A 22,347-nucleotide genomic window follows, 5' to 3' on the forward strand; every position below is an offset into this window, starting at 1 on the left:
GGTGGTGGAGCAGCCAACGGAGTTTGTCTTCGACCTCCCCGTCGGTGCCGGGGTAGCCACCCGCGCCAACGCCGACGGGCCGCCCGTCGTCCCGAAGGACGCGGCCACCGTGATCCTGGTCCGGGACGGCGCCGACGGCGTCGAGATCTTCCTGCAGCACCGGGTCAAGGGCATGCCGTTCGCGGGCGGGATGACTGTCTTCCCCGGCGGCGGGGTCGACAAGCGCGACGCTGACGCGTCGGTGGCGTGGGCCGGCCCGGAGCCGTCGTGGTGGGCCTCGCGGTTCGGCTGCGACGACGCGCTCGCGCGGGCGCTGACCTGCGCGGCGGTGCGCGAGACGTTCGAGGAGTCCGGCGTGCTGCTCGCGGGCGGTGCGGACGCCGTCCTCACCGACGTCACGCCGTACGCGGCCGCCCGGCAGGCCCTGGAGACGCGCGAGGTGTCCCTGGCGGGGTTCCTCACCGACGCGGGCCTGACCCTGCGGGCCGACCTGCTGCGCCCGTGGGCGCACTGGATCACCCCCGAGCAGGAGCCGCGCCGGTACGACACCCGCTTCTACGTCGCGAAGCTGCCGGACGGGCAGCAGGCCGACGGCGCGACGTCGGAGGCGTCGGGCTCCGGCTGGCAGCGCCCGGAAGACGCGATCGCGGACGCGCGCGAAGGCCGCCGCATGCTGATGCCGCCGACCTGGCTGACACTGAGCGAGCTGGCGAAGTTCGCGACCGCCGACGACATCCTGAACGAGCGGCGCGAGATCGTCCGCATCGCGCCGACGCTCGTCCGTGAGAACGACCACGTCCGCGTCGTACTGGAGAAGCGATGACTGCCCCCGCGTACGGCGTGCTGCGCCAGGTGTCCGAGACGGCGTCGGTGCTGCTGGAGAACAACCCGTCGTCGATGACGCTCGAAGGCACGAACAGCTGGGTGCTGCGGGCGACGCCGTCGACCCCGGCCGTGGTCGTCGACCCCGGCTACCGTGACCTCGAGCACCTCGAACTGCTGGCCGGCGTCGGCGACGTCGAGTTGGTGCTGCTCACGCACTTCCACCCCGACCACGCCGAGGGCGCGCCGTGGTTCGCCGAGCGCGTCGGCGCGCCGGTACGGGCGTTCGACCAGTCACTGTGCCTCGGCGCTTCGTCCTTTGTGGACGGTGAGGTGATCTCGGCGGGCGGTCTGTCGATTCGCGTGCTGCACACCCCCGGGCACACCGACGACTCCGTGTCGCTGGTGCTCGACGGCCAGGTGCTGACCGGCGACACCATCCTCGGCCGCGGTACGACGGTCCTGCACGACCTCGGCGACTACCTGCGCTCGCTGCGGAAGCTGATCGAGCTGCCGGCCGGCACGCTCGGCCTGCCGGGGCACGGTCCAGAGCTGCCCGATCTCGCCGCGACCGCCGGCGAGTACCTTGCCCACCGGGAACAGCGGCTGGACCAGGTGCGTTCGGCTCTGAAGGAGCTGGGTGCGGACGCGACCCCGCGCCAGGTCGTCGAAGTCGTGTACGCCGACGTCGACCGGGTGCTGTGGGCGCCGGCCGAACTGAGCGTGCAGGCGCAGCTGGACTACTTGCGGTCGGAGGAACAGGGATGAGCAACGTCGAGGTCGAGTTCTACTGGCGTCCGGGGTGCGGGTTCTGCGCCGCGCTGGACCGGCCGATGTCCAGGAGCGGCTTCAACATCCGCAAGATCAACATCTGGGAGGACCCCGACGCCGCCGCGCGCGTGCGCGAGGTCGCGAACGGCAACGAGACGGTGCCGACCGTGATCGTCGGGTCGACAGCGATGGTGAACCCCTCCTTCGCCGAGGTCGAGGCCGCGGTCAAGGCAGCTTCGGCGGGCTGAGCGCGCCGGGCCGCTCTCCGTGGAGGAAGGCGGCCCACACCTCGCGCAGCCCGGTTTCGTTCTCCAGGCCCGCCGGGGCGCCGTCGAGCATCGGCGCGTCCCAGACGTCGTGGGTGCCGAAGAGGAACGGGATGTCGATGCAGTGGCAGGCGCCGAACCGGTTGCCCGGTGCCTGCCAGTCGAAGCGGTAGGTGAAGGCGCCGAGTTTCTCCGTCAGCCGGTCGCTGGTGAAGAACTTGTTCGCCTCGTCGATCGCTTCCGGGGGAGCGTCGGGGACGAAGGCGCGCAGTTCTTCGCGGGTCCAGCTGATCAGCGCCGGGCCTTCGGGCGCGGCTTCGATGAGGTCGTCCGCGACGAGATCGCCGTCGGCGACCAGCTGGAACGGCGGTTCGATCGAGCCGGGCTTGCCGGGGACCGAGAGCTGGGCGGCGAGCAGCCGGTCGATCGGGACCGTGCGGATGTCGTCTTTCAGGGCTTCGGTGAAACGGCCGGCGGACACCGCGGCTTCGTCCGGTGTGGACGGTCGCATCCCGAGTGGCGCGCTCTGCAGGGCGATCCGCTTGATTTCGGTGCGCGGGGACGACCACAGGGCGAGCGTCGACTGCGCGCCGGCCGACTGCCCGCTGAGCGTGACCTCGGCCGGGTTCCCGCCGAAGGCGGCGATGTTGTCGCGAACCCAGTCGAGCGCGGCGAGCTGGTCGGCGATCCCGAGGTTCGGCGGAATCCCTTCGGCGCTCAGGAATCCGAGCACGCCGAGGCGGTAGTTGAGCGTCACGACGACGACGTCGGCCTCGCGGGCCAGGCGCGTGCCGGTGTACCAGACCTGGCCGCCCGAGCCGCTGGAGAACCCGCCGCCGTGGATCCAGACGAGCACCGGCCGGCTCCCGGTGGTCGACGGCGTGAAGACGTTGAGGCTCAGGCAGTCCTCACTCTGCGGCAGGGGCATCGGGCCCAGGGCGTGCTCCAGGCGTGACGGCGGTTGCGGCGCCGCGGGGCCGGGCTCCAGCGCGTCGCGGACTCCGGTCCACGGCCGCGGCCTGGTCGGCAGTTCGAAGCGTTTCGCTGTGGCGTAAGGGATTCCCTTAAACGCTCCGGCGTTGCCGCGAATCCGACCGGTGCTGGTTTCGACGATCATCGTGCCTCCTGTTCGAAGTAGACGGCGGCCCCCAGGGCGTCCTCGGCGCGGACGAAGAATCCCTTGCGGTGAGTCGTGGTCGGGACGTGCCGCTCGACCAGTGTCCGCGCTTTCGCGAGATCCGCCACCACGACGCCGTGGGCCGCGAAGTAAGGCAGTTCCTTCGGGGTTTCGCCGGGTAGGAGGTCGGTCACGCCGACGATGTCGACGAGGTCCTGGCCATCGGTGATCACGGCGTAGCGGCTCTTGTAGGCGGCGATTTCGTCATCGGGGACGACGAGGACGATCCCGGCGACGGCCTTGGCGCCGTTGGGATGGTCGAGGTAGCGCGGCTGGTGGACGTACTCGGGGGTGAGGTGCTCTGCGGTGTGGAGGATGCCTTCGGGAGTGCGGTCGCGTCTGATGTGGACACTGCGGAAGCGTGCGGTGCGAGTGCCTTCGGGTAGTTGGACGTCCCGTTGCAGCTTCAGGACTCCCGACGTCGAAAGACCGGCTTCTTGCAGCCTTCTCGCGGCTTCGTCGGAGTCGTCGACGCCGAAGGAGCAGCCGTGGAGGCCGTCGCCGCGGGCGTCGAGGATGGGCAGGACGTGCCACGGGTCGCCGGCGCCTTCGTCGACGATGCCGATGAGTTCGAGGAAGGAGCCGCCGAAGTAGGCGCAGCGGTTCGCGGTGCAGCTCGGGACCGGTTCGCTCGTGCCGGTCGGGGACGCGAAGTGCCGCGACGGCGGGCTGAGCGTGAAGCCGAGCTGCTCGTAGCGCTGCCAGGTGCGTTCGTAGTCCCGGGTCAGGAAGACGGTGTGGTCGATGTTCACGGCTCCAGCGTGGGCGCCTTCGGCCGTTCCTTCCCTCTGCGCTCGTATTGTGCGCGGAATCCGACAATGTCTAGGCTTGTTTGGTGGAATCCGGCCTGCTCGACGACCTGGACCGCTGTTTGGCGCACGCGTTGCAGCTGGACGGTCGGGCGTCGTTCAGCACGATCGCAGCGGTGCTGGGGGTCTCGGACCAGACGGTGGCGCGCCGCTACCGGAAGCTGCGTTCGTCCGGGGTGCTGCGGGTGGTGGGCGTCCCGGAGGCGGCGCCGCTGGGGCAGGTGCACTGGCTGGTCCGGCTGCGCTGCGTCCCGGACGCGGCAGGCGCGATCGCGGCGGCCCTGGCCCGCCGGCCGGACACGCAGTGGGTGAGCTTGATGTCCGGCGGAACGGAGATCGTGTGCTTCATCCGGGCGCCGCTGCGCGAGGAGGCGGACGGGCTGTTGCTGGGTCACCTGCCCCGGACGCCCCGGGTGGTGTCGATGACGGCGTACCGGCTGCTGCGCCGGTTCGCGGGCGGGCCGGCAGGGTGGTCAGGCCGGTCGAGTGCGTTGTCCGCTGCCCAGGTCGCTGCTTTGCGGCCGGTTCTTTCGGTGGCGTCTTACGTTCCAGAGCCGGGCGACGTGGAGCTGCTGACGGCGCTGGCCCAGGACGGTCGTGCCGACATGTCGACATTGTCGGCGGCATCGGGCCGTTCGGGGTCGACGGTCCGCCGTCGGTTGTCGGCGTTGCGAGGGTCGGGAGCGTTGTACTTCGACGTGGAGGTGGACGCGGCTTTGCTGGGCTACCCGCTGACGGCGACGTTGTGGTTGACGGTGGCCCCATCGGCATTGGAGTCGACGGGGCGGGCGTTGGCAAAGCACCCCCAGGTGGCCTTCGCGGCGGCGACCACGGGCCCGGCGAACATGGTGGCCAACGTGGGCTGCCGCGACGACGCGGCGCTGTACGAGTACTTGGCCGAGGACCTGGGTGGGTTGACGGGAGTTCAGCGGGTGGAGACGGCCCCGATGATCAGGACGTTGAAGCGCTTCGGCACCCTGCAGCCCTAACGGGCCAGCATCGGCATGAGGTAGTAAGTCAGCTCCACCTCCCCGGCCTCCGCCGCCCGCAAGATGCACGCCCGCATCCCCGGCTGGATCGACAACTCCACCCGCTCGCCCGCAAACGCCTGCAACGCGTCCAGCAAATACCGAGCCTGGAACGAAGGCGACGTCCGACCTCCGCTGACCTCGGCCTTCAGCGTCTCCTCCGCCTCACCCGTGTCCTGGCGGGCGCTCGCCAAGCGGACCTGGGCGTCGCCGACCTCCAGGGTCAGCACTCGCCTGTCCTCCGCGTACACCCCCACCCGGCGGACCGCCGCCGCCAGCGCGTCCGCCTCCACCGTCACCTTCGTGTCGACCGCGGAGGACGGGATCGAGTCCTCCGACAAGAACCCCGCGTCCAGGACCGCCGTGCCCACCAGGCCGCCCGGCCAGCTCAACCCGAACCGGCCCGGGCCCGCGTGCAGACCGACCGTGCCCTTCGCCTGGCGGGCCGCCTCGGTCAGCAGCGTCGCCGGGACCAAGACGTCCAACGACCCCGGGGACAGCAGCGGCAGCCGGGCCACCGCCATCCGGTAGCGGTCCGACGCCGTCAGCGTCAGCCGGGAGTCCGCCTGGAGCCGGACTCCCGTGAACAGCGGGAGCGGGTCGTCCTTCGACGCCGTTCCCGCCACGATCCGCAGCGCCGAGGCGAACGCGCCACCGTCCACTTCGGACACCCGGGGTGGCTCGGGGACCGGTGGGCCGGACTCGGTGGACAACAGCGGCAGCGCGAAACGGGCGTTGTCGAGCCGCAAGGCCAGGCGGCTGCCTTCGACGACCAAGCGCACGAGGCCGTCGAGCATCTTCAACGTCTCGGCGAGCGGGGCCGCCGGGACGGTGACCGAACCGTCCGTGTGCGCGGTCGCCGGGCAGTCGAACCGGACGGCCAGATCCGGGTCGCTGCCGGCGACCGTCAGCCCGGCCGCGTCCGCCCGCAACCGCAGCCCGGCGCGGGCGGGCAGCAGCCGCGAAGCGGCGGACACGGCCGCCGAGAGGCGGTGGGCAGGCGCGGTGACGTCCATACCCGCAAGCTAGCGGTGACCACCGACAAAAACGCCACCAGAAGCCGCTGACCTGCGAAAACGACTAGCGGGCGCCGACCAGCGACGGAGCCGCCGGGGCGGAGGCGGGAGCCCGGACCGTCCCCCGCAACAGCCAAACCAGCAGCGCGAGCACCAACCCGGCCACGCTCGCCGTCAAGAAGGCCGCCGACGGGCCGGCGTGCTCCACGACGTACCCGCTGACCGACTGACCGGCGGCCAAGCCGAGCGTCACCGCCGTCAGCACCCAGCCGAACGCCTCCGCCGCGGTCCCGGACGGCGCGACCAGCTCGATCGCCGACGAGTGCGCCGTCGACTGCGGGGTGATCAACGCACCGGCCAGCAGCATCATCAGCGCCAGCCCCCACAGCGAAGACGGCCACGCGAGCAGCGCGACCAGCGCCCCGAAGCCGCCGAGCAACGCCGGCAGCCGCTGGCCCATCCGGCGCGGCCACGGGCGGAGGCTGTACGCCACGCCGAACGCCACCGAGCTCAGCGACCACGCCGAAAGCAGCAGCCCGCCGAACGAAGGCGCGCCGGCCTCGGTCGCCGATGCCGGGACCGCCACCTCGACGAACCCGATCACCACGCCGAACCCGAGCGCGGCCAGCGCCAGCGTCCGCATGCCCGGGCTGGCCAGCGCGCCCAAGAGCGAGCCGGACGAAGATTCGGCGGGACCCCACGCGCGCACGGCCGGGCTCAGCGCGAACAGCACCGCGCCGGTGAACTGCACCGCGACGCCCAGCACCAGGCCGGTGCCCGCCCACGGGGCCAGCACCAGCAGCCCGGCGACACCGGGACCGAGGATGAAGAACACCTCCATGCTGATCGCCTCGTACGAGAACGCCGCGTTGCGCGCGCCACCCGGGGGCAGCAGGCGGGTCCACAGGGCGCGGGACGCCGAGCCGACCATCGGCTCCGACAGGCCGGTCGCCGCGGCGAACGCCACGAGCACCGTCGTCGGGGCGTGCGACTCGATGGCCGCGACCAGGGCGGTCATGGACAGCGCGAGCAGCGCCGACACGATGAGCAACGGCCGCGTCGGGCCGAATCGGTCGATCAGCCGGCCCTGGATCACCGCGCCCACCGAAACGCCGACGAGCGAGCCGGCCGAGACCAGCCCGGCGGCGGCGAAGGACCCGGTCTCGCGCTGGACGTAGAGCAGGGCCGAGATGCCGATCATGGCGATCGGCAGGCGCGCGAGCACGGACGCGACGGCGGGCCACCGGGCGGCGCGGGTCGTCAGCGCGCCGCGGTAGTCGGCCAGAGACGTACGACCTTCGGAGTGGGACACGCGTACCAGTATGCCGCAGAGTGGTACGTGAGTACCAGTTATTTGACGGTCAGCTGCGTCACCAGGTCTCGATCGGGTAACACTAACGATATTCTCCGTGAACTCGTGCAACGAAACGGCCGGGACGGCGTCCTTGAGAGTGAATGGCCTTGAATTCGTGGGTATGGGCCGTGATGGTTGAACAACAGCACAGAACCCAGCTCCCTCCGGCACTTGGGTCGGGGCCTGATCCCGGAGGGCGGGGAGCGCGGATCGTCGGGGGATGGTCCGCGCGACAAACGAAGAGCCGGTGCGCCACGTCGGGGGTGGCGCCCGGCTCTTTGTTTTGATCAAACACTGCGTTTTGGGTGACCAACGAAGAAGGCCCCCTCGCCCGAAAGGGTGAGGGGGCCTTCTTCGTGAAAGAACTCAGCGAGCCCGGCGAGCCAGCCGCTCGGGGTCCAGGATCAGCACGCTCTTGCCTTCGAGCCGCAGCCAGCCGCGGTGGGCGAAGTCGGCCAAAGCCTTGTTGACGGTCTCGCGGGACGCGCCGACGTACTGGGCGATCTCTTCCTGCGTCAGGTCGTGCGTGACCCGCAGCAGGCCCGCCTCCTGGCTGCCGAACCGCTGCGCGAGCTGCAGCAGCGCCCGTGCCACGCGGCCCGGGACGTCGGTGAAGATCAGTTCCGCGACCATGTTGTTCGTCCGGCGCAGGCGGCGCGCGACCACGCGCAGCAGCTGCTCGGCGATCTCCGGGCGGGTCGAGATCCACTGGCGCAGGGCCGGGCGGTCCATGGTGACCGCGCGGACCTCGGTGACCGTGGTCGCGCTCGACGTCCGGGGGCCGGGGTCGAAGATGGACAGCTCGCCGAACATGTCGGACGGGCCGAAGATGCCCAGCAGGTTCTCGCGGCCGTCGGGCGACTTGCGGCCGATCTTCACCTTGCCGGACTGGATGATGTACAGCTTGTCGCCGGGTTCACCCTCGTTGAAGATGACATGGCCGCGGGGGAACTCCACGGATTCCAAGGTCTGGGCCAGCGCCTCCGCCGCTGCCGGCTCCACACCCTGGAAAATGCCCGCACGGGCCAGGGTTTCGTCCACCTCGGGTGCCTCCTCGTCGAGAAACGTTCACGCCCTCCCTCGTGTGGAAGAGCGTGACGCCGATCACTTGCGCGTCAGTCTAGGGCGTACTCACGAGATCGCCCGTCGGACGCGCGCGCCCGCCGGATGATCTCGTTCGAACGTGGAGCCTAACTCCGCACGCGACGCGCGCGTAGCCTGGCTGCCCGTCCGCCCAGCCTACGCAGCCGGAACAGCTCCAGCGCACGGCCGATGCCGTGCCCGTAGAGCGCCCTGACCTCGTTGGGCTGCGCCTGCTCGAGGAACTCTTCGACCTCGTTCTCCTGCACCGCGACGTGCTTGAGCCGGCTCTCCACGCGTTCCATGAACAGCGCGAAGAACATGATCACCAGGGGGACCAGGATGACGAACCAGACGGTCATGACCGGACCCCGAAACACTCAGTGAAAAGCATCTACTCCAGATCCTCGCTCATGGCGGCCGGAAAACTGCGCCGAGGTGGTGCTCTGGCGTGTCGGTCGTCCACCGGTGCACTGACCGGCTCGTCCGACGGCGCCCGTAGGCTATCGGGGTGCCACCTGCCACCACGAACGCCCCCCGTGAGGGCGCTGGTGAAAGCCGGTTAGCTCTGGTGAGACGCGCCAGGCGGATGAAGCGTTGCTTGGACGACGTTTATCCGGACGCCCACTGTGAGCTCGACTTCACCACTCCGCTGGAACTGCTGGTCGCGGTCGTGCTGTCCGCGCAGACCACCGACGTCCGGGTGAACCTGGTCACGCCCGCGCTCTTCAAGCGCTACCGGACCGCCGCCGACTACGCCGGCGCCGACCGGACCGAGCTGGAGGAGTACCTCCGCAGCACCGGCTTCTACCGGGCCAAGGCGAACTCCGTCATGGGCCTGGGCGCGGCGCTGGTCGAGCGCTTCGACGGCGAGGTCCCGGCCAAGCTCGACGACCTCGTCACGCTGCCGGGCGTCGGCCGCAAGACGGCCAACGTCGTGCTCGGGAACGCCTTCGACGTCCCGGGCATCACCGTCGACACCCACTTCGGCCGGCTGGTCCGCCGCTGGGGCTGGACGGCCGAAGAGGACCCGGTCAAGGTCGAGCACGCGGTCGGCGCGCTGATCCCCCGCAAGGAGTGGACGATGCTCTCGCACCGGGTGATCTTCCACGGCCGGCGCGTCTGCCACGCCAAGAAGCCCGCCTGCGGCGCCTGCCCGCTGGCCCGGGACTGCCCGTCCTACGGCACCGGCCCGACCGGTTTCGAGGAAGCCGCGAAGCTGGTCAAAGGGGTCGAAAAGGACCACATCCTGGCCATGGCGGCGCCCCGGTGACGACCGTCACCAAGTGGGCGCTGGCCGCCGCCGTGCTGGCGGTGGCGCTCATCGTGGCGCTGCTGCCCCGCGGGGGTGACGACAGCGCCGCGAAGCCGTCGGAGGACCTGGCCCCGGCCCGGTCCGCGGCGGCGCTCCAAGCGTGTCCGGCTCCGAGTTCGACGCGGCCGGTGAAGCAGCTCGAAGGGGTCAAGGCGGAGTGCCTCGGCGACGGCGCGAGCGTCGACGTCGGCCAGGTCCTTGCCGGGGCTCCGGTGCTGGTCAACGTGTGGGCGTCGTGGTGCGAGCCGTGCCGGACCGAGCTGCCCGTGCTCCAGGAGTACGCGAAGCAGCCGGGGGCCGTGCGCGTGCTCGGCGTCCAGGTGCAGAGCCCCGCGAAGGACGGGCTGGAACTGCTCGCCAAGCTGGGCGTCCACCTGCCCTCGGTCTACGACGGCGACGGGCAGAGCGGGCCGATTCGCACCGCGCTGAAGGTGCCGCCGCGGCTCCCGGTCTCCTACCTCGTCACCGCGGCCGGCGAAGTGCGGTTCATCGCGAACCCGCCGACGTTCGGGAACACTGACCAGGTGCGCGCGGCTGTGGGAGGGACTTCATGATCGGACCGCTGGTCGAGCCGGAGTCCGTCCCCGAGTGGCTCCGTCCGCTGGTCAAGGTCAGCGGCGAGGTCGATTCGAAGACGTTCACCCGGTTCAGCCCGCCCGAGGGCACCTACACGCGCGCCGCCGCGGTGCTCATCCTCTTCGGCGAACGCGAGGCCGACGGCGAGCCCGACGTCCTGCTGCAGCGTCGCGCCGACACCCTGGGCTCGCACGCCGGCCAGGTCGCCTTCCCGGGCGGCGGCGCCGAGGACGGCGACGGCGGCCCGATCGGCACCGCGCTGCGCGAGGCCGAGGAGGAGACCGGGGTGGTCCCGTCCGGCGTCCGGCCGGTCGCGGTGCTGCCGGAGCTGTTCGTCCCGGTCTCGAAGTTCGCCGTGACGCCGGTGCTGGCGCACTGGGACACCCCCTCGCCGGTGCACGCCGTGGACCCGGGCGAGACGGCGTCCGTCGCCCGCGTCGCGCTCGCCGACCTGGCCGACCCGGCCAACCGGTTCACGGTCCAGAAGGCCGGCGCGCCCTGGAAGGGCCCGGCGTTCGAGGTCTCGGGCCTGTTCGTCTGGGGTTTCACCGCCGGGTTGCTGTCCGTCCTGCTCGGCCTGGGAGGCTGGGAGCGCGAATGGGACTCGGGCGACGTCCGGGACCTCGACGAGGCGCTCGCCGCCTACCAGGCGCGGCTGGCAGAGGGGTGACGGCGTGAACTGGGTCGATGTGCTGGTCCTGCTGCTGGCGGTGCTGGCGGCGGTGTCCGGTGCGTACCAGGGCGTGATCGTCGCGCTGCCGTCGCTCGTCGGCGTCGTGCTCGGCGCGCTCATCGGGATCAAGCTCGCGCCGGTGGTCGTCGCCTTCTTCGACGACCCGGTGTGGAAGGTCGCCTTCGCGGTCGCGACCGTCGTGTTCCTGGTCGCCTTCGGCGAGGCGATCGGCGTCTACGTCGGCCGCAAGCTCCGCCAGAAGATCAACCCCGACAAGCTCTCCGGCATCGACAAGACGCTCGGCGCGGTCGTCCAGGCCCTCGTCGTCTTCGTGGTGGCGTGGCTGATCGCGACGCCGCTGACGACCGTGTCCGGCGTGCCGGGGCTCGCCAAGGCGATCAACGGCTCAGTGGTGCTCGGCAAGGTCAACGACGCCATGCCCGAGGCCGCGCAGGGCTTCCCGAGCCAGCTGCGCAAGCTGCTCGACGCGTCCGGCTTCCCGTCCATCGTCGACCCGTTCCAGAAGGCCCCGACGGCCGACACGTCACCGCCGGACCCGGCGCTGCAGAGCAGCGGGACCGTCCAGCAGCTGCACGGCAGCGTCGTCAAGATCCGCGGCAGCGCCAGCTCGTGCTCGCGGTCCCTCGAAGGCAGCGGGTTCGTGATCGCGCCGCAGCGGGTGATGACGAACGCGCACGTCGTGGCCGGCACCGACACCGTCGGCATCGAGACGACCCAGGGCGACTACCCGGCGCGCGTCGTCTACTTCGACCCCGAGGTCGACATCGCGGTGCTCGCCGTGCCGCGGCTGCGCGCCCCGGCCCTGCAGTTCGCGTCCGAGACGGCCCTCGCCGGCGACAGCGCGATCGTGCTCGGCTACCCGCTCGACGGCCCGTACCGCGCGACACCCGCCCGCGTGCGCGGCCGGATCAACCTGCGCGGCCCGGACATCTACGACGCCAACACCGTGCAGCGGGACGTCTTCACCGTCCGCGCCGAGATCCGCAGCGGTAACTCGGGCGGCCCGATGGTGACGCCGGACGGCCGGGTCATCGGCGTCGTGTTCGGCGCGGCGGTCGAGGACCCGGAAACCGGCTTCACGCTGACCGCCGAGCAGGTGCGGGCCGAGGTCGACGCGGCGCCGTCGCAGACGACCAACGTGTCGACCGGCTCCTGCGCGGCCTAACGCCCGAACCGCAGCGCGAGACCGTCCAGCAGCGCCCGCATGCCCGACTCGAAGATGTCGTCGAGCACCAGGTCGTAGCCGGTTTCGCCCAGCTCCCGGAGCATCCGGGCGAACACCGGCCGGCCGCTGACCATCGGCGCCATCGCCGGAGCCTGCTTGTCCATCCACTGCTCCTCGGACAACCCGGACGCGGCCAGCGCGTGCTGCTCGCGTTCGAGGTGGATCGCGATGCCCTGGATGTAGCTGAAGAACAGCACGTGGAGATCGCACAGCGTCGCCGCGTCGACGCCGAGCTCGCTCAGCGCGGCCAGCGCCCATTCGGCGTGCAGGCCGAGGTTGCGCAGCGGCAACGGACGGGTGACCGGCGCGAGCTGGGCCAGCCAGGGGTGCCGGCGGTAGAGCGACCAGAGCGTGCGGCCGCCGAGCGTCAGCCGGTCGCGCCAGCCCGGCGGTGGGTTCTCCGGGTAGCCGCGCTCGCCGTACGCGGCGTCGGCCATCAGCAGCACGAGCTCGTCCTTGCCGCCGACGTACTTGTACGGCGCCATGGTCGCGGCGCCCAGGCGCGCGGCGACGCCGCGCATGGACAACGCGGCCAGGCCTTCCGCGTCGGCGATCTCGATCGCCGTGCGCACGATCCGATCGCGGGTCAGGCGCTGCTGGCTGCCGCGCCGCTCCCGGCTCGCGACGACCGTGCCCGAGCGCGGCTCGGCGCGCACCAGCCCCTCCTGGCTCAGCACGGCCAGGGCCTTGGCGGCCGTTGCCATCGCGACGCCGTGGTCGGCCGCGAGCCGCCGGGTCGAGGGCACCCGCGCCCCCGGCGGGAGCTCGCCGCGGGCGATCCGGCCGCGCAGCTCGTCGGCGATGACCGCGTACTTCACGCTTCCCCCTGATCCAGTACAGACAGCCGGCTGTACTAGTACAGATTTGCCTGTTCAGCTGCGGTAACTCCACTGTGGTGCGCAGCAGCGTACAACCCTGGAGGATCTCTTGCGAAACGTTCTGATCTCCGGCGCCGGTGTCGCCGGCGGCACCTTGGCCTGGTTCCTGTCCCGCGCGGGCTGGGCGGTCACCGTCGTGGAGCGTGCGCCCGGCCCGCGCACCGGCGGCCAGGCGATCGACGTGCGGGGGGCGGCGCTCGACGTCGTCGACCGGATGGGCCTCGGCGACCGGATGCGCGCCCTGCGCACCCGGATGCGGGGAATGTCCATGGTGGACGGTGAGGGCCAGGAGCTGTTCCGGTCCGAGGAGTTCACCTACAGCAGCGGACGGCTCGACAGCGAGGACTTCGAGGTCCTGCGCGACGACGTCGTCGCGATCCTGCACGAGGCGACCGACGTGGAGTACGTCTACGGCGACGTGATCACGGCGCTGACCGAGGAACCGCACGGCGTGCGCGTGGAGTTCGAGCACGGCGGCTTCCGGACGTTCGACCTGGTCGTCGGCGCGGACGGCCTGCACTCGGCGGTGCGGCGGCTGGCCTTCGGGCCGGAGGCGGAGTTCGTCCGCCACCTCGGCCAGTACCTGGCGATCTTCCCCACGGCCAATTTCCTGGGCCTCGAGGACTGGCAGGTCTGGTTCCGGCACGAGCACACCGGCGGCGTGGTCTACCCGGTCCGCGGCAACACCGAGCTGCGCGTGACGCTCGGCTTCGGCTCGGAGCCCCTGCCCCGGATGACGGTCCCCGAGCAGAAGCGGTTGATCGCCGAACGGCTCGGCGGCGTCGGCTGGGAGGTGCCGAAGCTGCTGGAAGCGATGGCGGCCGCGGACGTCTTCTACTTCGACGCGATGGCCCAGATCCACCTCGACCGCTGGTCGGCCGGCCGCGTGGTGCTCGTCGGGGACGCCGGCTACTGCGCGTCCGCGTTGTCCGGCCAGGGCACGAGCCTCGCGCTCGTCGGCGCGTACGTCCTCGCTCAGGAACTGGGCCGCGCGGAGCACGAAACCGCCTTCGCGGCTTACGAGCGTCGGATGCGGCCGTTCGTGGCGCTCAACCAGGCGCTGGCCACGGAAAACCCGACGGGAGGGCCTTCCGAGGAGTCGACCGAGCGCGCGAAGAACGCCATCTCACTCGAGGAAGTCCACTAGCGCCGCCGACGTGCGGTCCGGCGCTTCGAGGTGGGGGAAGTGCCCGACGCCCGGCCAGAGCTCCGGCTCGGCGTGCGGGCCCGCCCAGCGCACCGACGCCGTCGCCGTCTCGGGGAGGATGCAGGTGTCGTCGGCGCCGTGCAGCTGCAGGGTCGGCGCCGCGATCCGGCTTCCGACGGCGTCGGTGAACCGGCGGCCCTCACCGCGGAACTGCGCGCGGAACGCCCACCGGTAGTACTCGAGCGCGCTGTGCGCGACGCCGGGCACGAGCATCGCCTGCCGGAACGCCTCGACGCTGGCGGTGAAGTCCGAAGTGGACCGCCAGCCGCTCCCGGCCCAGCCGCCGAACAGGTCCGCGACGGCGCGGGCGTCGTCCTTCACGAGCCACTTCTCCGGCGCCATCGGCACCTGGAAGCGGAAGAGGTGCCCGGCCGCGCGGCCCTGGCCGCGCCACGGCCGGGCGGCGCCGGTCCGCAGCGCGAGGGGGTGGGCGGCGCCGATCGCCGTCACCGACGAGACGAGCCGGGGGTGCAGGGACGCGACCGTCCAGGCGAGCATGCCGCCCCACGCGTGCCCGACGAGGTGGGCGCGGCGCGCCCCGAGCGACTTGATCAGGCCGCCGACGTCACCGGCGAGCGTCCAGGCGTCGTAACCGCGCGGTGGCTTGTCCGAGTCGCCGTAGCCGCGCAGGTCGACGGCGACCGCGCGGAACCCGGCGTCGGCGAGTGCCCGCAGCTGGTGGTGCCAGGTCCACCAGAACTCGGCGAACCCGTGCAGCAGCACCACGACGGGCCCCTCGCCGAGCTCGGCGACGTGCAGCCGGATGCCGTTGGCGGACACGTCGCGGTGCGCCCACGGGCCGTCGAGCCGGACGCTCGACGGGTCGGGGGACGGGTGCAACGACTCAGTCGCGCGTGGTGGTCAAGTCGGCGTCGGCCGCCTTGTGCGGCTTGAGCGCGGAGGCCGTCTCCTTGACGCTGGCGATCGTCCGCTCGGGTGCCTTGAACTTCTTCACCTTGCGGTAGCCGAGGAACCCGGCCACCGCCGTGACGACCCACATCAGGCCCAGGACGACCAGGAACGCACCCCAGCGGTGAAGGCCGTGGAACCAGTCCGCGAGACCTTCGGAGAGGGCGAAAAAGAAGAAGAACGAGCTGTACAGCAGGACCGTCAGCGCGATCAGGAAGTAGATGGCCCCTTTGAGGCCCTTCTTCACCTCGCCGACCAGCTCGGACTTCGCGAGCTCCATCTCGGCCCGGACCAGGGTCGAGATGTGCTGGGTCGCGTCGCCGACGAGCCTGCCGATCGACTGGTCGCCGGGGACGTCGGTGTCGGAGGACAGCGGGAGGTAAGGCACGGCCCCCACGCCGTCGGGGCCGGTGCGTTCGTGTTTGGGGCTGCTCACCGGGTCATCGTGCCATGACGCCCTGGAGCGGGCGCGGCGGAGTACGCGAGTGTCGGCGATCAATCCGCTTCGGCGTGCACCCGGCTGCGCTTCAGGAGCAGAACCGCCGCGAGCAGGGACGCCACCGCGGAGGCGATCAGCACCGCCGCCTTCGCCAGTTCACTCGTGTCCCCCGGCAGCGCCAGCTCCGCGATCAGCAGGCTGACCGTGAACCCGACGCCGCCGAGCACGGACAACGCGCCGATGTCGCGCCAGCCCATGCCGCGGGGCATTTCGGCGGTCTTGAGCCGCACCGCGAGCCAGCTCGCGCCGAAGATCCCGACGACCTTGCCGCCGAGCAGCCCGGCGAGCACCGCGAGCGGCAACGCCGTCGTGAACACCGCGCCGAGGGCGTCGCCGCTGACCGAGATCCCGGCCGCGAACAGCGCGAACAGCGGTACGGCGACGGCCGCCGACCACGGCTGGAGCCGGTGTTCCAGCCGCAATGCGGGTGCTTCGGCCTCGCCTTCGTCGGCGCGGACGCGGGTGAGCAGGCCGAGCGCGACGCCGGCGATCGTCGCGTGGATGCCCGCCGAGTGCACGGCGACCCAGACGACCAGCGCGAGCGGCACGTACAGCCACGGCGTGCGGACCCGGCGGTGCTGCAGGAAGGCGTACAGCGCGAGCGCGGCCACCGCCACGGCCACCGCGACCAGGTCGAAGCCCGTCGTGAAGACGACGGCGATGACGACGATCGCGCCGAGGTCGTCCACCACGGCCAGCGACAGCAGGAAGACCCGCGCGCTCGAAGGCAGGTTCGACGCGGTCAGCGCGAGCACGCCGAGCGCGAACGCGATGTCCGTCGCCACCGGGATCGCCCAGGCCCGTTCGATGCCCGGCGTCCCCCAGCCGACCGACAGCGCGACGAGCGCGGGCACGACCATGCCGCCGGCCGCGGCCACGACCGGCAGGATCGCCTGCTTGAAGCGGGACAGCTCGCCGATGACGAGCTCGCGCTTGAGCTCGAGCCCGGCGACGAAGAAGAACAGGGCGAGGAGGCCGTCCTTCGCCCAGTCGCCGAGCGTCAGGTTCAGGTGCAGGAACTCCGGGCCGAGCCGGAAGTCACGCAGCGCGTGGTAGCTGTCGCGCAGCGGGGAGTTGGCCCAGAGCAGGGCGACGGCGGTCGCGGCGAGCAGGATCAGCCCGCCGGTCGTCTCGGTGCGCAGGTAGCGGGCGAATTCGCTGAACGGGCGGGTCATCGGGGCGGCTCCCGGGGTCGCTGATCACTGTTGCCGACCAGACTTCCCGGCGCACCTTGAGGTTATTTTAATCCCTCTTTGTCACGGACCGTTATGGCCGCCGCCACATCGGGTACCGGTGGTGATTAACCAGCGAGCCCTCTTAGCATGCGAAACGACAACGAAGTCCGAGACAAAGGAAGACAGAGTTGTGAGCACCTCTACCGAGGTCCAGCGGGACACGAGGTTCTTCGGGCACCCACGAGGACTGGCGAACCTCTTCGGCGTGGAGATGTGGGAGCGCTTCTCCTTCTACGGGATGCTCGGCATCCTGCCGATCTACCTCTACTACCAGGTCGACCAGGGCGGTCTCGGCCTCGCGCAGGAGACGGCGCTCGGCATCGTCGGCGCGTACGGCGGGCTGGTGTACCTCTCCGCCGTCATCGGCGCCTGGGTCGCCGACCGGCTGCTCGGCTCCGAACGCACGCTCTTCTACAGCGCCGTGCTGATCATGATCGGCCACATCAGCCTGGCGCTGCTGCCCGGCCTGACCGGCATCGGCGTCGGTCTCGTGTGCGTCGCGGTCGGCAGCGGCGGGCTGAAGTCCAACGCGACGGCGATCATCGGCACGCTCTACGCCGACGGCGACGAACGGCGCGACGCCGGCTTCACGATCTTCTACATGGGCATCAACCTCGGCGGTTTCGTCGGGCCGCTGCTGACCGGGCTCGCGCAGTCGGAGGTCGGTTTCCACCTCGGCTTCGGCCTCGCCGCCGTCGGTATGGCGCTCGGCCTGACCCAGTACGCGGTCGGCCGCAAGAACCTCGGCGACAAGGCCAGGGAGGTCCCCAACCCGCTGCCGTCGTCGCATCGCGCGCTCGCGGTCGGCGGCGCCCTCCTGCTGGTGGCGGCGATCCTGGTGCTGGTCATGACCGGCGTCGTCACCCCGGGCAACCTCGCCGACGTCGTCGTCGTGGTGGTCGGCGTGATCTCGGTGATCTACTTCCTGGTCATCCTGACCAGCCGGAAGATCACCTCGGACGAGCGCAGCCGGGTGTTCTCGTTCATCCCGATGTTCATCGCCAGCGCGGTGTTCTTCTCGCTGTACCAGCAGCAGTTCACGGTCGTCGCGGCCTACACCGACCAGCGGTTGAACCGGAGCCTGTTCGGCTGGGAGCTGCCGGTGCCCTGGGTCGCCTCGATCAACCCGGTGTTCATCATCGTGTTCGCGCCCCTGCTGGCGGCGCTGTGGACGAAGCTCGGTGAGCGCCAGCCGTCGACGCCGATGAAGTTCGTCCTCGGCACGGTGCTGATGGGTGTGGCGTTCCTGCTGTTCCTGCCGATGGTGGGCAGCGGCAAGAACGCGAGCCCGATGCTCGTGCTGGTCGGCATCCTGTTCGTGTTCACGATCGCCGAGCTGTGCCTCTCGCCGGTCGGGCTGTCGCTGTCGACGAAGCTCGCGCCCGAGGCGTTCCGGACGCAGATGGTGGCGCTGAACTACCTGTCGGTTTCGTTCGGCACGGCGATGTCCGGCAAGCTCGCCGAGTACTACTCGGTCGACGACGAAGCGCCGTACTTCAGCACGGTCGGCGGGGTCGCCATCGGCGTCGGCGTGCTGCTGTTCCTGGGTATCCCCTTCATCCGCAAGCTGATGAAGGGCGTGCATTAGCCCACGGTGACGCCGAAGATCACCCCGACGAAGTAGGTCACCACCATCGTGAGGGCGCCGACGCCGACGTTGCGGAGGATCGCGCGCCCCACGTTCGCGTCGCCGAGCCTCGCGCTGACCCACCCGGTCAGCGTGAGGCCGACGACGACCGCGGCCGCGCACGCCCACACCCGCAGGGAGACGCCGGCCCAGGCGATGGACAGGATCGGCAGCAGCGCGCCGACCGAGAACGCGAGCAGCGACGCCCACGCCGCCTGCCACGGGCTGGTCAGGTTGTCCGGGTCGATGCCGAGTTCGGCCTCGGCGTGCGCCTGCAGGGCGTCCTTTTCGGTCAGTTCGCGGGCGACCCGGGTCGCTAGGTCCGGCGAGAGCCCCTTGCCTTCGTAGATTCCGGCGAGCTCGCGCTCCTCGGCCTCCGGCATCGTCTTGAGCTCCTGCTTTTCCAGCCGGAGCAAGGCCTGTTCGGTGTCGCGCTGGGTGCTGACGGAGACGTATTCCCCACCGGCCATGGAAAAGGCGCCGGCGACGAGCCCGGCGATTCCGGCGGTGAGGATCGTGGTGCTTTCGGTGGTCGCGCCGGCGACCCCGACGACGATGCCGGCGACGGATACGATCCCGTCGTTCGCCCCGAGAACCCCGGCCCGCAGCCAGTTCAGCTTGCCGCCCACGCCCTGGTGCGGTTCGTGGGCGTGCTCCACGGCGATATCGGTCACGGGACAAGTGAAACACGAATGGGGAATCGTGGCGAGACTTGTTCTTTCTGTCAGGTACGCCTAATTAACGAATGCCTTACCTAAGCCGTCCTGTGTGGACTCTCAGCCGCGATGGGCCATGATGGCGGGTATGGAGGACCAGGTGTGGCAGCCGCTGCGGACGGTGGAGGGCCTCCCGCTACAAGGCGGCGAGGGCCGCTTCCGGCTGCTGGAGACGGCGCCGAGCGGGCTGGCGTATTTGATCCACTACCCGGCGGGGGTGGCATCGCCACCACACGCGCACGACCACGACTCGATCGTGTACGTGCTGTCGGGCCGGCTGCGGGGAGCGGTGGACGGCGTGGAGACGGAGCTGGATCCGGGGGATTCGGTGCTGCACCCACGCGGGGTGGCCCACCACGTGGAGGCGCTGACGGACTCGATGTGGGTGGAGTTCAAGTCGCCGTTGCCGGGTAACCCGCCGATCGCCTGAAAGCGGAAACGCCCGGCCCCGCTCGAAGCGGAACCGGGCGTCTCCTGGGAGTTAAGCCTCAGGCGTCCAGTTCGGCGAGGGCCTGCTTGGCCTTCTCGAGCTCGGCCTCGAGCGCCGCGACCTTCGCCGCCTGCGCCTCGCGGGCCTGGTTGATCACCTCGTCGATCGGGCCGGACAGGTCCGCGTGCAGCTCCTTGGCCGCGCGCGACACCGCCGCCGCGGGGATCTCCAGGCCCTTCGCGACCCACTTCGAACCGTTCTTCAGCTCGGCCTGCCACTCGCCGTCGGCGGTGCCGGTGACCGTGAGGATCAGCTCGACCGTGCGGGTCTTCTTCGCCGTCGACGCCGTCGCACCCTTCGGGCGGCCGCGCTTCGGCTTGGGGGCCTCCTCGGCGGCGGGCTCTTCCGAGCCCTCCGAAGAAGCCGGGGACGCGGACTCGGTGACGGTCGCCTCGTCGGAAGAAACCTCCGGAGTCGAAGCCGGAGCAGCCGAAGCGGTTTCCTCGTCGTGCGTCAGGACATCCACGGTCATCGTCGTGTCGTCTCCTTGCCCGGGAAGGGGGTGTGGTTCGCGGCACAGCGTAGAACATGCGTTCGAGCCGTGCCACTCGGGGGGTCATGACAGAGCCCTCCCGGCGCGAAGCCGGAAGGGCTCTGACGGGGAGAACGCTAGCTCACTCCTCGGACTTGCCCGACTTCAGGCCCGACGAGATCAGGTCCATCACCGACGAGTCGGCCAGCGTGGTCACGTCGCCGACCTGCCGGTTCTCCGCGACGTCACGCAGGAGGCGGCGCATGATCTTGCCCGAACGCGTCTTCGGCAGCTCCGGCACGACCATGATCTGCCGCGGCTTCGCGATCGGCCCGATCTCCTTGGCGACGTGGTTGCGCAGTGCCTGGATGGCCTCCTCGCCGCCGTCGACCGCGTTGCCGCGCAGGATGACGAACGCGACGATGCCCTGGCCGGTCGTCGGGTCGGTCGCGCCGACGACCGCGGCCTCGGCCACCGTCGGGTGCGACACGAGCGCCGACTCGACCTCGGTCGTCGAGATGCGGTGGCCGGACACGTTCATCACGTCGTCGACGCGGCCCAGCAGCCAGACGTCGCCGTCGTTGTCGTACTTCGCGCCGTCGCCGGCGAAGTAGAAGCCCTGGTCCTTGAAGCGCGACCAGTACGTGTCGCGGAAGCGCTCCTCGTCGCCCCAGACACCCCGCAGCATGGACGGCCACGGCTTGTCGAGCACCAGGTACCCGCCGCCGCCCGGGCCGACCTCGGTGCCCTGGTCGTCGACGACCTTCGCGGAAATGCCCGGCAGCGCCTTCTGCGCCGAGCCCGGCTTGGTGGACGTCACGCCCGGCAGCGGCGAAATCATGATCGCGCCGGTTTCGGTCTGCCACCACGTGTCGACGATCGGCGTCTTGCCCGCACCGATGTTCTCGCGGTACCAGATCCACGCCTCGGGGTTGATCGGCTCGCCGACCGAACCCAGCACCCGCAGCGACGACAGGTCGTACTTCTCCGGGATTTCCGCGCCCCACTTCATGAAGGTGCGGATCAGCGTCGGCGCCGTGTAGTAGAGGGAGACCTTGTACTTCTGGATGATCTCCCAGTGCCGGCCCTCGTGCGGGGTGTTCGGCGTGCCTTCGTAGACGACCTGCGTGACGCGGTTGGCGAGCGGGCCGTAGACGATGTAGCTGTGGCCGGTGATCCAGCCGATGTCCGCGGTGCACCAGTAGACGTCCTCGCCGGCCTTGTGGTCGAAGACGTTGTGGTGCGTGTACGCCGTCTGCGTCAGGTAGCCGCCCGAAGTGTGCAGGATGCCCTTCGGCTTCCCGGTCGTCCCGGACGTGTAGAGGATGAACAGCGGGTGCTCGCTGTCGAAGGCTTCGGGAGTGTGCTCTTCGGACTGTTCGTCGACGAGCTCGTGCCACCAGAGGTCGCGGTCGTCGGTCCACGGGACGTCGCCCTCGAGCTTGTCGCCGGTGCGCTTGACGACGATGACCTTCTCGACCGTTTCGGCGCCTTCGAGCGCTTCGTCGACGTTGGCCTTCATCGGCGCGGCCTTGCCGCGGCGGAACTGGCCGTCGGAGGTGATCACGACCTTCGCGGCGGCGTCGTCGACGCGGGCCCGCAACGCCGTCGGCGAGAAGCCGCCGAAGACGACGTTGTGCAGCGCGCCGATCCGCGCGCACGCGAGCATCGCGAAGATGGCCTCGGGGACCATCTGCAGCTGGATCGCCACGACGTCGCCGGCGGCGACACCGAGGGACGCGAGTGCGTTGGCGGCCTTGGAAACCTCGGTCTTCAGCTCGGCGTAGGTGATGTCCCGCGTGTCACCCGGCTCGCCGACCCAGTGGATCGCGACCTGCTCGCCGTGCCCGGACTCGACGTGCCGGTCGACGCAGTTGTACGCGACGTTCAGCTTGCCGCCGACGAACCACTTCGCGAAGGGCGCATTGGTCCAGTCCAGTACCGTGGTCCACTTCGTGTCCCACGTCAGCCGCTCCGCCTGCTTCGCCCAGAACGCTTCGCGATCGGCGTCCGCCTCGGCGTAGAGATCGGCCTTCGCATTGGCCTGGCCAGCGAATTCGTCACTGGGCGGGAACGTGCGGCTCTCGGTGAGCAGGTTGTCCAGGGCGGGGGACTGCTCGGTCATGGTTGCAAGGCCTCCTGTAGTGCGCCGACATGACGGCTAGCGGCACGCTAGCGACG

General features: G+C 70.6%; 24 protein-coding genes. 11 read left to right on the top strand and 13 right to left on the bottom strand.

Translation table 11 applies throughout. The annotated features are described in order from the left end of the window. Window positions 1–4: 4 nt before the first annotated feature. From BLV96_RS20185 to BLV96_RS20195, 3 genes are read left to right on the top strand one after another with little or no spacing between them, the layout of a single operon-like run. A complete protein-coding gene (locus tag BLV96_RS20185) occupies window positions 5–823 on the top strand; it encodes an NUDIX hydrolase (protein ID WP_086679263.1) in 819 nt (272 codons plus the stop codon). Continuing rightward, window positions 820–1,590 (top strand): MBL fold metallo-hydrolase, encoded by a 771-nt coding sequence (locus tag BLV96_RS20190; protein WP_086679230.1) that lies wholly within the window; start codon window positions 820–822, stop codon window positions 1,588–1,590. The genes BLV96_RS20185 and BLV96_RS20190 overlap by 4 nt, the downstream gene beginning before the upstream one ends. Continuing rightward, window positions 1,587–1,841, top strand: coding sequence for a glutaredoxin family protein (locus BLV96_RS20195; protein WP_086679231.1), 255 nt, complete (start codon window positions 1,587–1,589; stop codon window positions 1,839–1,841). Before BLV96_RS20190 ends, BLV96_RS20195 begins: the two co-directional genes overlap by 4 nt. Here BLV96_RS20195 and BLV96_RS20200 read toward each other — a convergent pair. Together BLV96_RS20200 and BLV96_RS49235 are read right to left on the bottom strand one after the other, a co-directional pair. Further along, the gene (locus tag BLV96_RS20200) at window positions 1,819–2,976 is read right to left on the bottom strand and encodes a carboxylesterase family protein (protein ID WP_086679232.1); all 1,158 of its coding nucleotides are present in this window, start codon (window positions 2,974–2,976) and stop codon (window positions 1,819–1,821) included. The genes BLV96_RS20195 and BLV96_RS20200 overlap by 23 nt on opposite strands. After that, window positions 2,973–3,788 (bottom strand): VOC family protein, encoded by an 816-nt coding sequence (locus tag BLV96_RS49235; protein ID WP_244180344.1) that lies wholly within the window; start codon window positions 3,786–3,788, stop codon window positions 2,973–2,975. The genes BLV96_RS20200 and BLV96_RS49235 overlap by 4 nt, the downstream gene beginning before the upstream one ends. A gap of 83 nt (window positions 3,789–3,871) precedes the next feature. Here BLV96_RS49235 and BLV96_RS20210 point away from each other — a divergent pair, with 83 nt between their 5' ends. Further along, window positions 3,872–4,834, top strand: a complete 963-nt coding sequence (locus BLV96_RS20210; RefSeq protein ID WP_086679234.1) for an Lrp/AsnC family transcriptional regulator — start codon at window positions 3,872–3,874, stop codon at window positions 4,832–4,834. Here the strand turns inward: BLV96_RS20210 and BLV96_RS20215 are convergent. From BLV96_RS20215 to BLV96_RS20230, 4 genes are all read right to left on the bottom strand, one after another. Beyond that, window positions 4,831–5,889: a DNA polymerase III subunit beta gene (locus tag BLV96_RS20215; RefSeq protein ID WP_086679235.1), complete on the bottom strand. Its 1,059-nt coding sequence runs from the start codon at window positions 5,887–5,889 to the stop codon at window positions 4,831–4,833. The genes BLV96_RS20210 and BLV96_RS20215 overlap by 4 nt on opposite strands. A gap of 64 nt (window positions 5,890–5,953) precedes the next feature. Further along, window positions 5,954–7,201, bottom strand: a complete 1,248-nt coding sequence (locus BLV96_RS20220) for an MFS transporter (protein ID WP_425266185.1) — start codon at window positions 7,199–7,201, stop codon at window positions 5,954–5,956. Window positions 7,202–7,609: 408 nt separating this feature from the next. Next, window positions 7,610–8,284: a Crp/Fnr family transcriptional regulator gene (locus tag BLV96_RS20225; protein WP_003081747.1), complete on the bottom strand. Its 675-nt coding sequence runs from the start codon at window positions 8,282–8,284 to the stop codon at window positions 7,610–7,612. Between the two features lie 149 nt (window positions 8,285–8,433). Beyond that, on the bottom strand, window positions 8,434–8,685 hold the full coding sequence (locus tag BLV96_RS20230; protein WP_013230551.1) for a hypothetical protein: 252 nt from the start codon (window positions 8,683–8,685) through the stop codon (window positions 8,434–8,436). 227 nt (window positions 8,686–8,912) lie between these two features. Between BLV96_RS20230 and nth the strand changes: the two genes are divergently transcribed. The 4 genes from nth to BLV96_RS20250 are packed head-to-tail and all read left to right on the top strand — an operon-like array spanning window position 8,913 to window position 12,073. Then, window positions 8,913–9,596, top strand: coding sequence for an endonuclease III (gene nth, locus BLV96_RS20235; RefSeq protein ID WP_086679236.1), 684 nt, complete (start codon window positions 8,913–8,915; stop codon window positions 9,594–9,596). After that, window positions 9,593–10,192 carry a TlpA family protein disulfide reductase gene (locus BLV96_RS20240; protein WP_086679237.1) on the top strand — a complete coding sequence of 200 codons (600 nt, stop codon included), beginning with the start codon at window positions 9,593–9,595 and terminating at the stop codon, window positions 10,190–10,192. The genes nth and BLV96_RS20240 overlap by 4 nt, the downstream gene beginning before the upstream one ends. Then, on the top strand, window positions 10,189–10,884 hold the full coding sequence (locus tag BLV96_RS20245) for an NUDIX hydrolase (RefSeq protein WP_086679238.1): 696 nt from the start codon (window positions 10,189–10,191) through the stop codon (window positions 10,882–10,884). The genes BLV96_RS20240 and BLV96_RS20245 overlap by 4 nt, the downstream gene beginning before the upstream one ends. A 4-nt stretch (window positions 10,885–10,888) precedes the next feature. Then, the gene (locus BLV96_RS20250) at window positions 10,889–12,073 is read left to right on the top strand and encodes a MarP family serine protease (protein ID WP_086679239.1); all 1,185 of its coding nucleotides are present in this window, start codon (window positions 10,889–10,891) and stop codon (window positions 12,071–12,073) included. On the opposite strand, the gene BLV96_RS20255 is transcribed toward BLV96_RS20250, so the two are convergent. Continuing rightward, entirely contained in the window at window positions 12,070–12,951 is an 882-nt protein-coding gene (locus BLV96_RS20255) for a GntR family transcriptional regulator (RefSeq protein ID WP_086679240.1), read from the bottom strand. The genes BLV96_RS20250 and BLV96_RS20255 overlap by 4 nt on opposite strands. 109 nt (window positions 12,952–13,060) lie before the next feature. Here BLV96_RS20255 and BLV96_RS20260 point away from each other — a divergent pair, with 109 nt between their 5' ends. Further along, window positions 13,061–14,158, top strand: a complete 1,098-nt coding sequence (locus tag BLV96_RS20260) for an FAD-dependent monooxygenase (RefSeq protein ID WP_086679241.1) — start codon at window positions 13,061–13,063, stop codon at window positions 14,156–14,158. Here BLV96_RS20260 and BLV96_RS20265 read toward each other — a convergent pair. Genes BLV96_RS20265 through nhaA form a run of 3 tightly spaced genes read right to left on the bottom strand, consistent with a single transcriptional unit; the run spans window position 14,138 to window position 16,801 of the window. Then, window positions 14,138–15,058 carry an alpha/beta fold hydrolase gene (locus tag BLV96_RS20265; protein WP_086679242.1) on the bottom strand — a complete coding sequence of 307 codons (921 nt, stop codon included), beginning with the start codon at window positions 15,056–15,058 and terminating at the stop codon, window positions 14,138–14,140. The two genes, BLV96_RS20260 and BLV96_RS20265, sit on opposite strands and share 21 nt — an antisense overlap. A gap of 4 nt (window positions 15,059–15,062) precedes the next feature. Continuing rightward, the gene (locus BLV96_RS20270; protein WP_086679243.1) at window positions 15,063–15,563 is read right to left on the bottom strand and encodes a phage holin family protein; all 501 of its coding nucleotides are present in this window, start codon (window positions 15,561–15,563) and stop codon (window positions 15,063–15,065) included. Window positions 15,564–15,622: 59 nt separating this feature from the next. Then, complete coding sequence (nhaA, locus tag BLV96_RS20275; RefSeq protein ID WP_086679244.1) at window positions 15,623–16,801, bottom strand: Na+/H+ antiporter NhaA; 1,179 nt, start codon at window positions 16,799–16,801, stop codon at window positions 15,623–15,625. Window positions 16,802–16,991: 190 nt separating this feature from the next. On the opposite strand from nhaA, the gene BLV96_RS20280 reads away from it, so the two are divergent. After that, a complete protein-coding gene (locus BLV96_RS20280; protein ID WP_086679245.1) occupies window positions 16,992–18,449 on the top strand; it encodes a peptide MFS transporter in 1,458 nt (485 codons plus the stop codon). On the opposite strand, the gene BLV96_RS20285 is transcribed toward BLV96_RS20280, so the two are convergent. Further along, window positions 18,446–19,162 carry a VIT1/CCC1 transporter family protein gene (locus BLV96_RS20285; protein WP_086679246.1) on the bottom strand — a complete coding sequence of 239 codons (717 nt, stop codon included), beginning with the start codon at window positions 19,160–19,162 and terminating at the stop codon, window positions 18,446–18,448. The two genes, BLV96_RS20280 and BLV96_RS20285, sit on opposite strands and share 4 nt — an antisense overlap. Window positions 19,163–19,280: 118 nt before the next feature. Here BLV96_RS20285 and BLV96_RS20290 point away from each other — a divergent pair, with 118 nt between their 5' ends. Beyond that, window positions 19,281–19,634, top strand: coding sequence for a cupin domain-containing protein (locus BLV96_RS20290; protein WP_086679247.1), 354 nt, complete (start codon window positions 19,281–19,283; stop codon window positions 19,632–19,634). A gap of 58 nt (window positions 19,635–19,692) precedes the next feature. Here the strand turns inward: BLV96_RS20290 and BLV96_RS20295 are convergent, their stop codons facing one another. Both BLV96_RS20295 and acs read right to left on the bottom strand, forming a co-directional pair. Next, window positions 19,693–20,166 (bottom strand): DUF6319 family protein, encoded by a 474-nt coding sequence (locus BLV96_RS20295; protein ID WP_086679248.1) that lies wholly within the window; start codon window positions 20,164–20,166, stop codon window positions 19,693–19,695. A 142-nt stretch (window positions 20,167–20,308) separates the two neighbouring features. Beyond that, complete coding sequence (acs, locus tag BLV96_RS20300; protein ID WP_086679249.1) at window positions 20,309–22,291, bottom strand: acetate--CoA ligase; 1,983 nt, start codon at window positions 22,289–22,291, stop codon at window positions 20,309–20,311. Between the last annotated feature and the right edge of the window lie 56 nt (window positions 22,292–22,347).

This window comes from Amycolatopsis pretoriensis (assembly GCF_900107925.1).
In the GTDB taxonomy this organism is placed as follows: domain Bacteria; phylum Actinomycetota; class Actinomycetes; order Mycobacteriales; family Pseudonocardiaceae; genus Amycolatopsis; species Amycolatopsis pretoriensis.

What these genes read in the sequence shown, in the direction of transcription:
- BLV96_RS20290 (WP_086679247.1), top strand. Translation starts at nt 19,281, where the DNA reads ATGATGGCGGGTATGGAGGACCAGGTGTGGCAGCCGCTGCGGACGGTG.
- BLV96_RS20190 (WP_086679230.1), top strand. Translation starts at nt 820, where the DNA reads ATGACTGCCCCCGCGTACGGCGTGCTGCGCCAGGTGTCCGAGACGGCG.
- acs (WP_086679249.1), bottom strand. Translation starts at nt 22,291, where the DNA reads ATGACCGAGCAGTCCCCCGCCCTGGACAACCTGCTCACCGAGAGCCGC.
- BLV96_RS20200 (WP_086679232.1), bottom strand. Translation starts at nt 2,976, where the DNA reads ATGATCGTCGAAACCAGCACCGGTCGGATTCGCGGCAACGCCGGAGCG.
- BLV96_RS20295 (WP_086679248.1), bottom strand. Translation starts at nt 20,166, where the DNA reads ATGACCGTGGATGTCCTGACGCACGACGAGGAAACCGCTTCGGCTGCT.
- nth (WP_086679236.1), top strand. Translation starts at nt 8,913, where the DNA reads ATGAAGCGTTGCTTGGACGACGTTTATCCGGACGCCCACTGTGAGCTC.
- BLV96_RS20230 (WP_013230551.1), bottom strand. Translation starts at nt 8,685, where the DNA reads ATGACCGTCTGGTTCGTCATCCTGGTCCCCCTGGTGATCATGTTCTTC.
- BLV96_RS20195 (WP_086679231.1), top strand. Translation starts at nt 1,587, where the DNA reads ATGAGCAACGTCGAGGTCGAGTTCTACTGGCGTCCGGGGTGCGGGTTC.
- BLV96_RS20245 (WP_086679238.1), top strand. Translation starts at nt 10,189, where the DNA reads ATGATCGGACCGCTGGTCGAGCCGGAGTCCGTCCCCGAGTGGCTCCGT.
- nhaA (WP_086679244.1), bottom strand. Translation starts at nt 16,801, where the DNA reads ATGACCCGCCCGTTCAGCGAATTCGCCCGCTACCTGCGCACCGAGACG.
- BLV96_RS20215 (WP_086679235.1), bottom strand. Translation starts at nt 5,889, where the DNA reads ATGGACGTCACCGCGCCTGCCCACCGCCTCTCGGCGGCCGTGTCCGCC.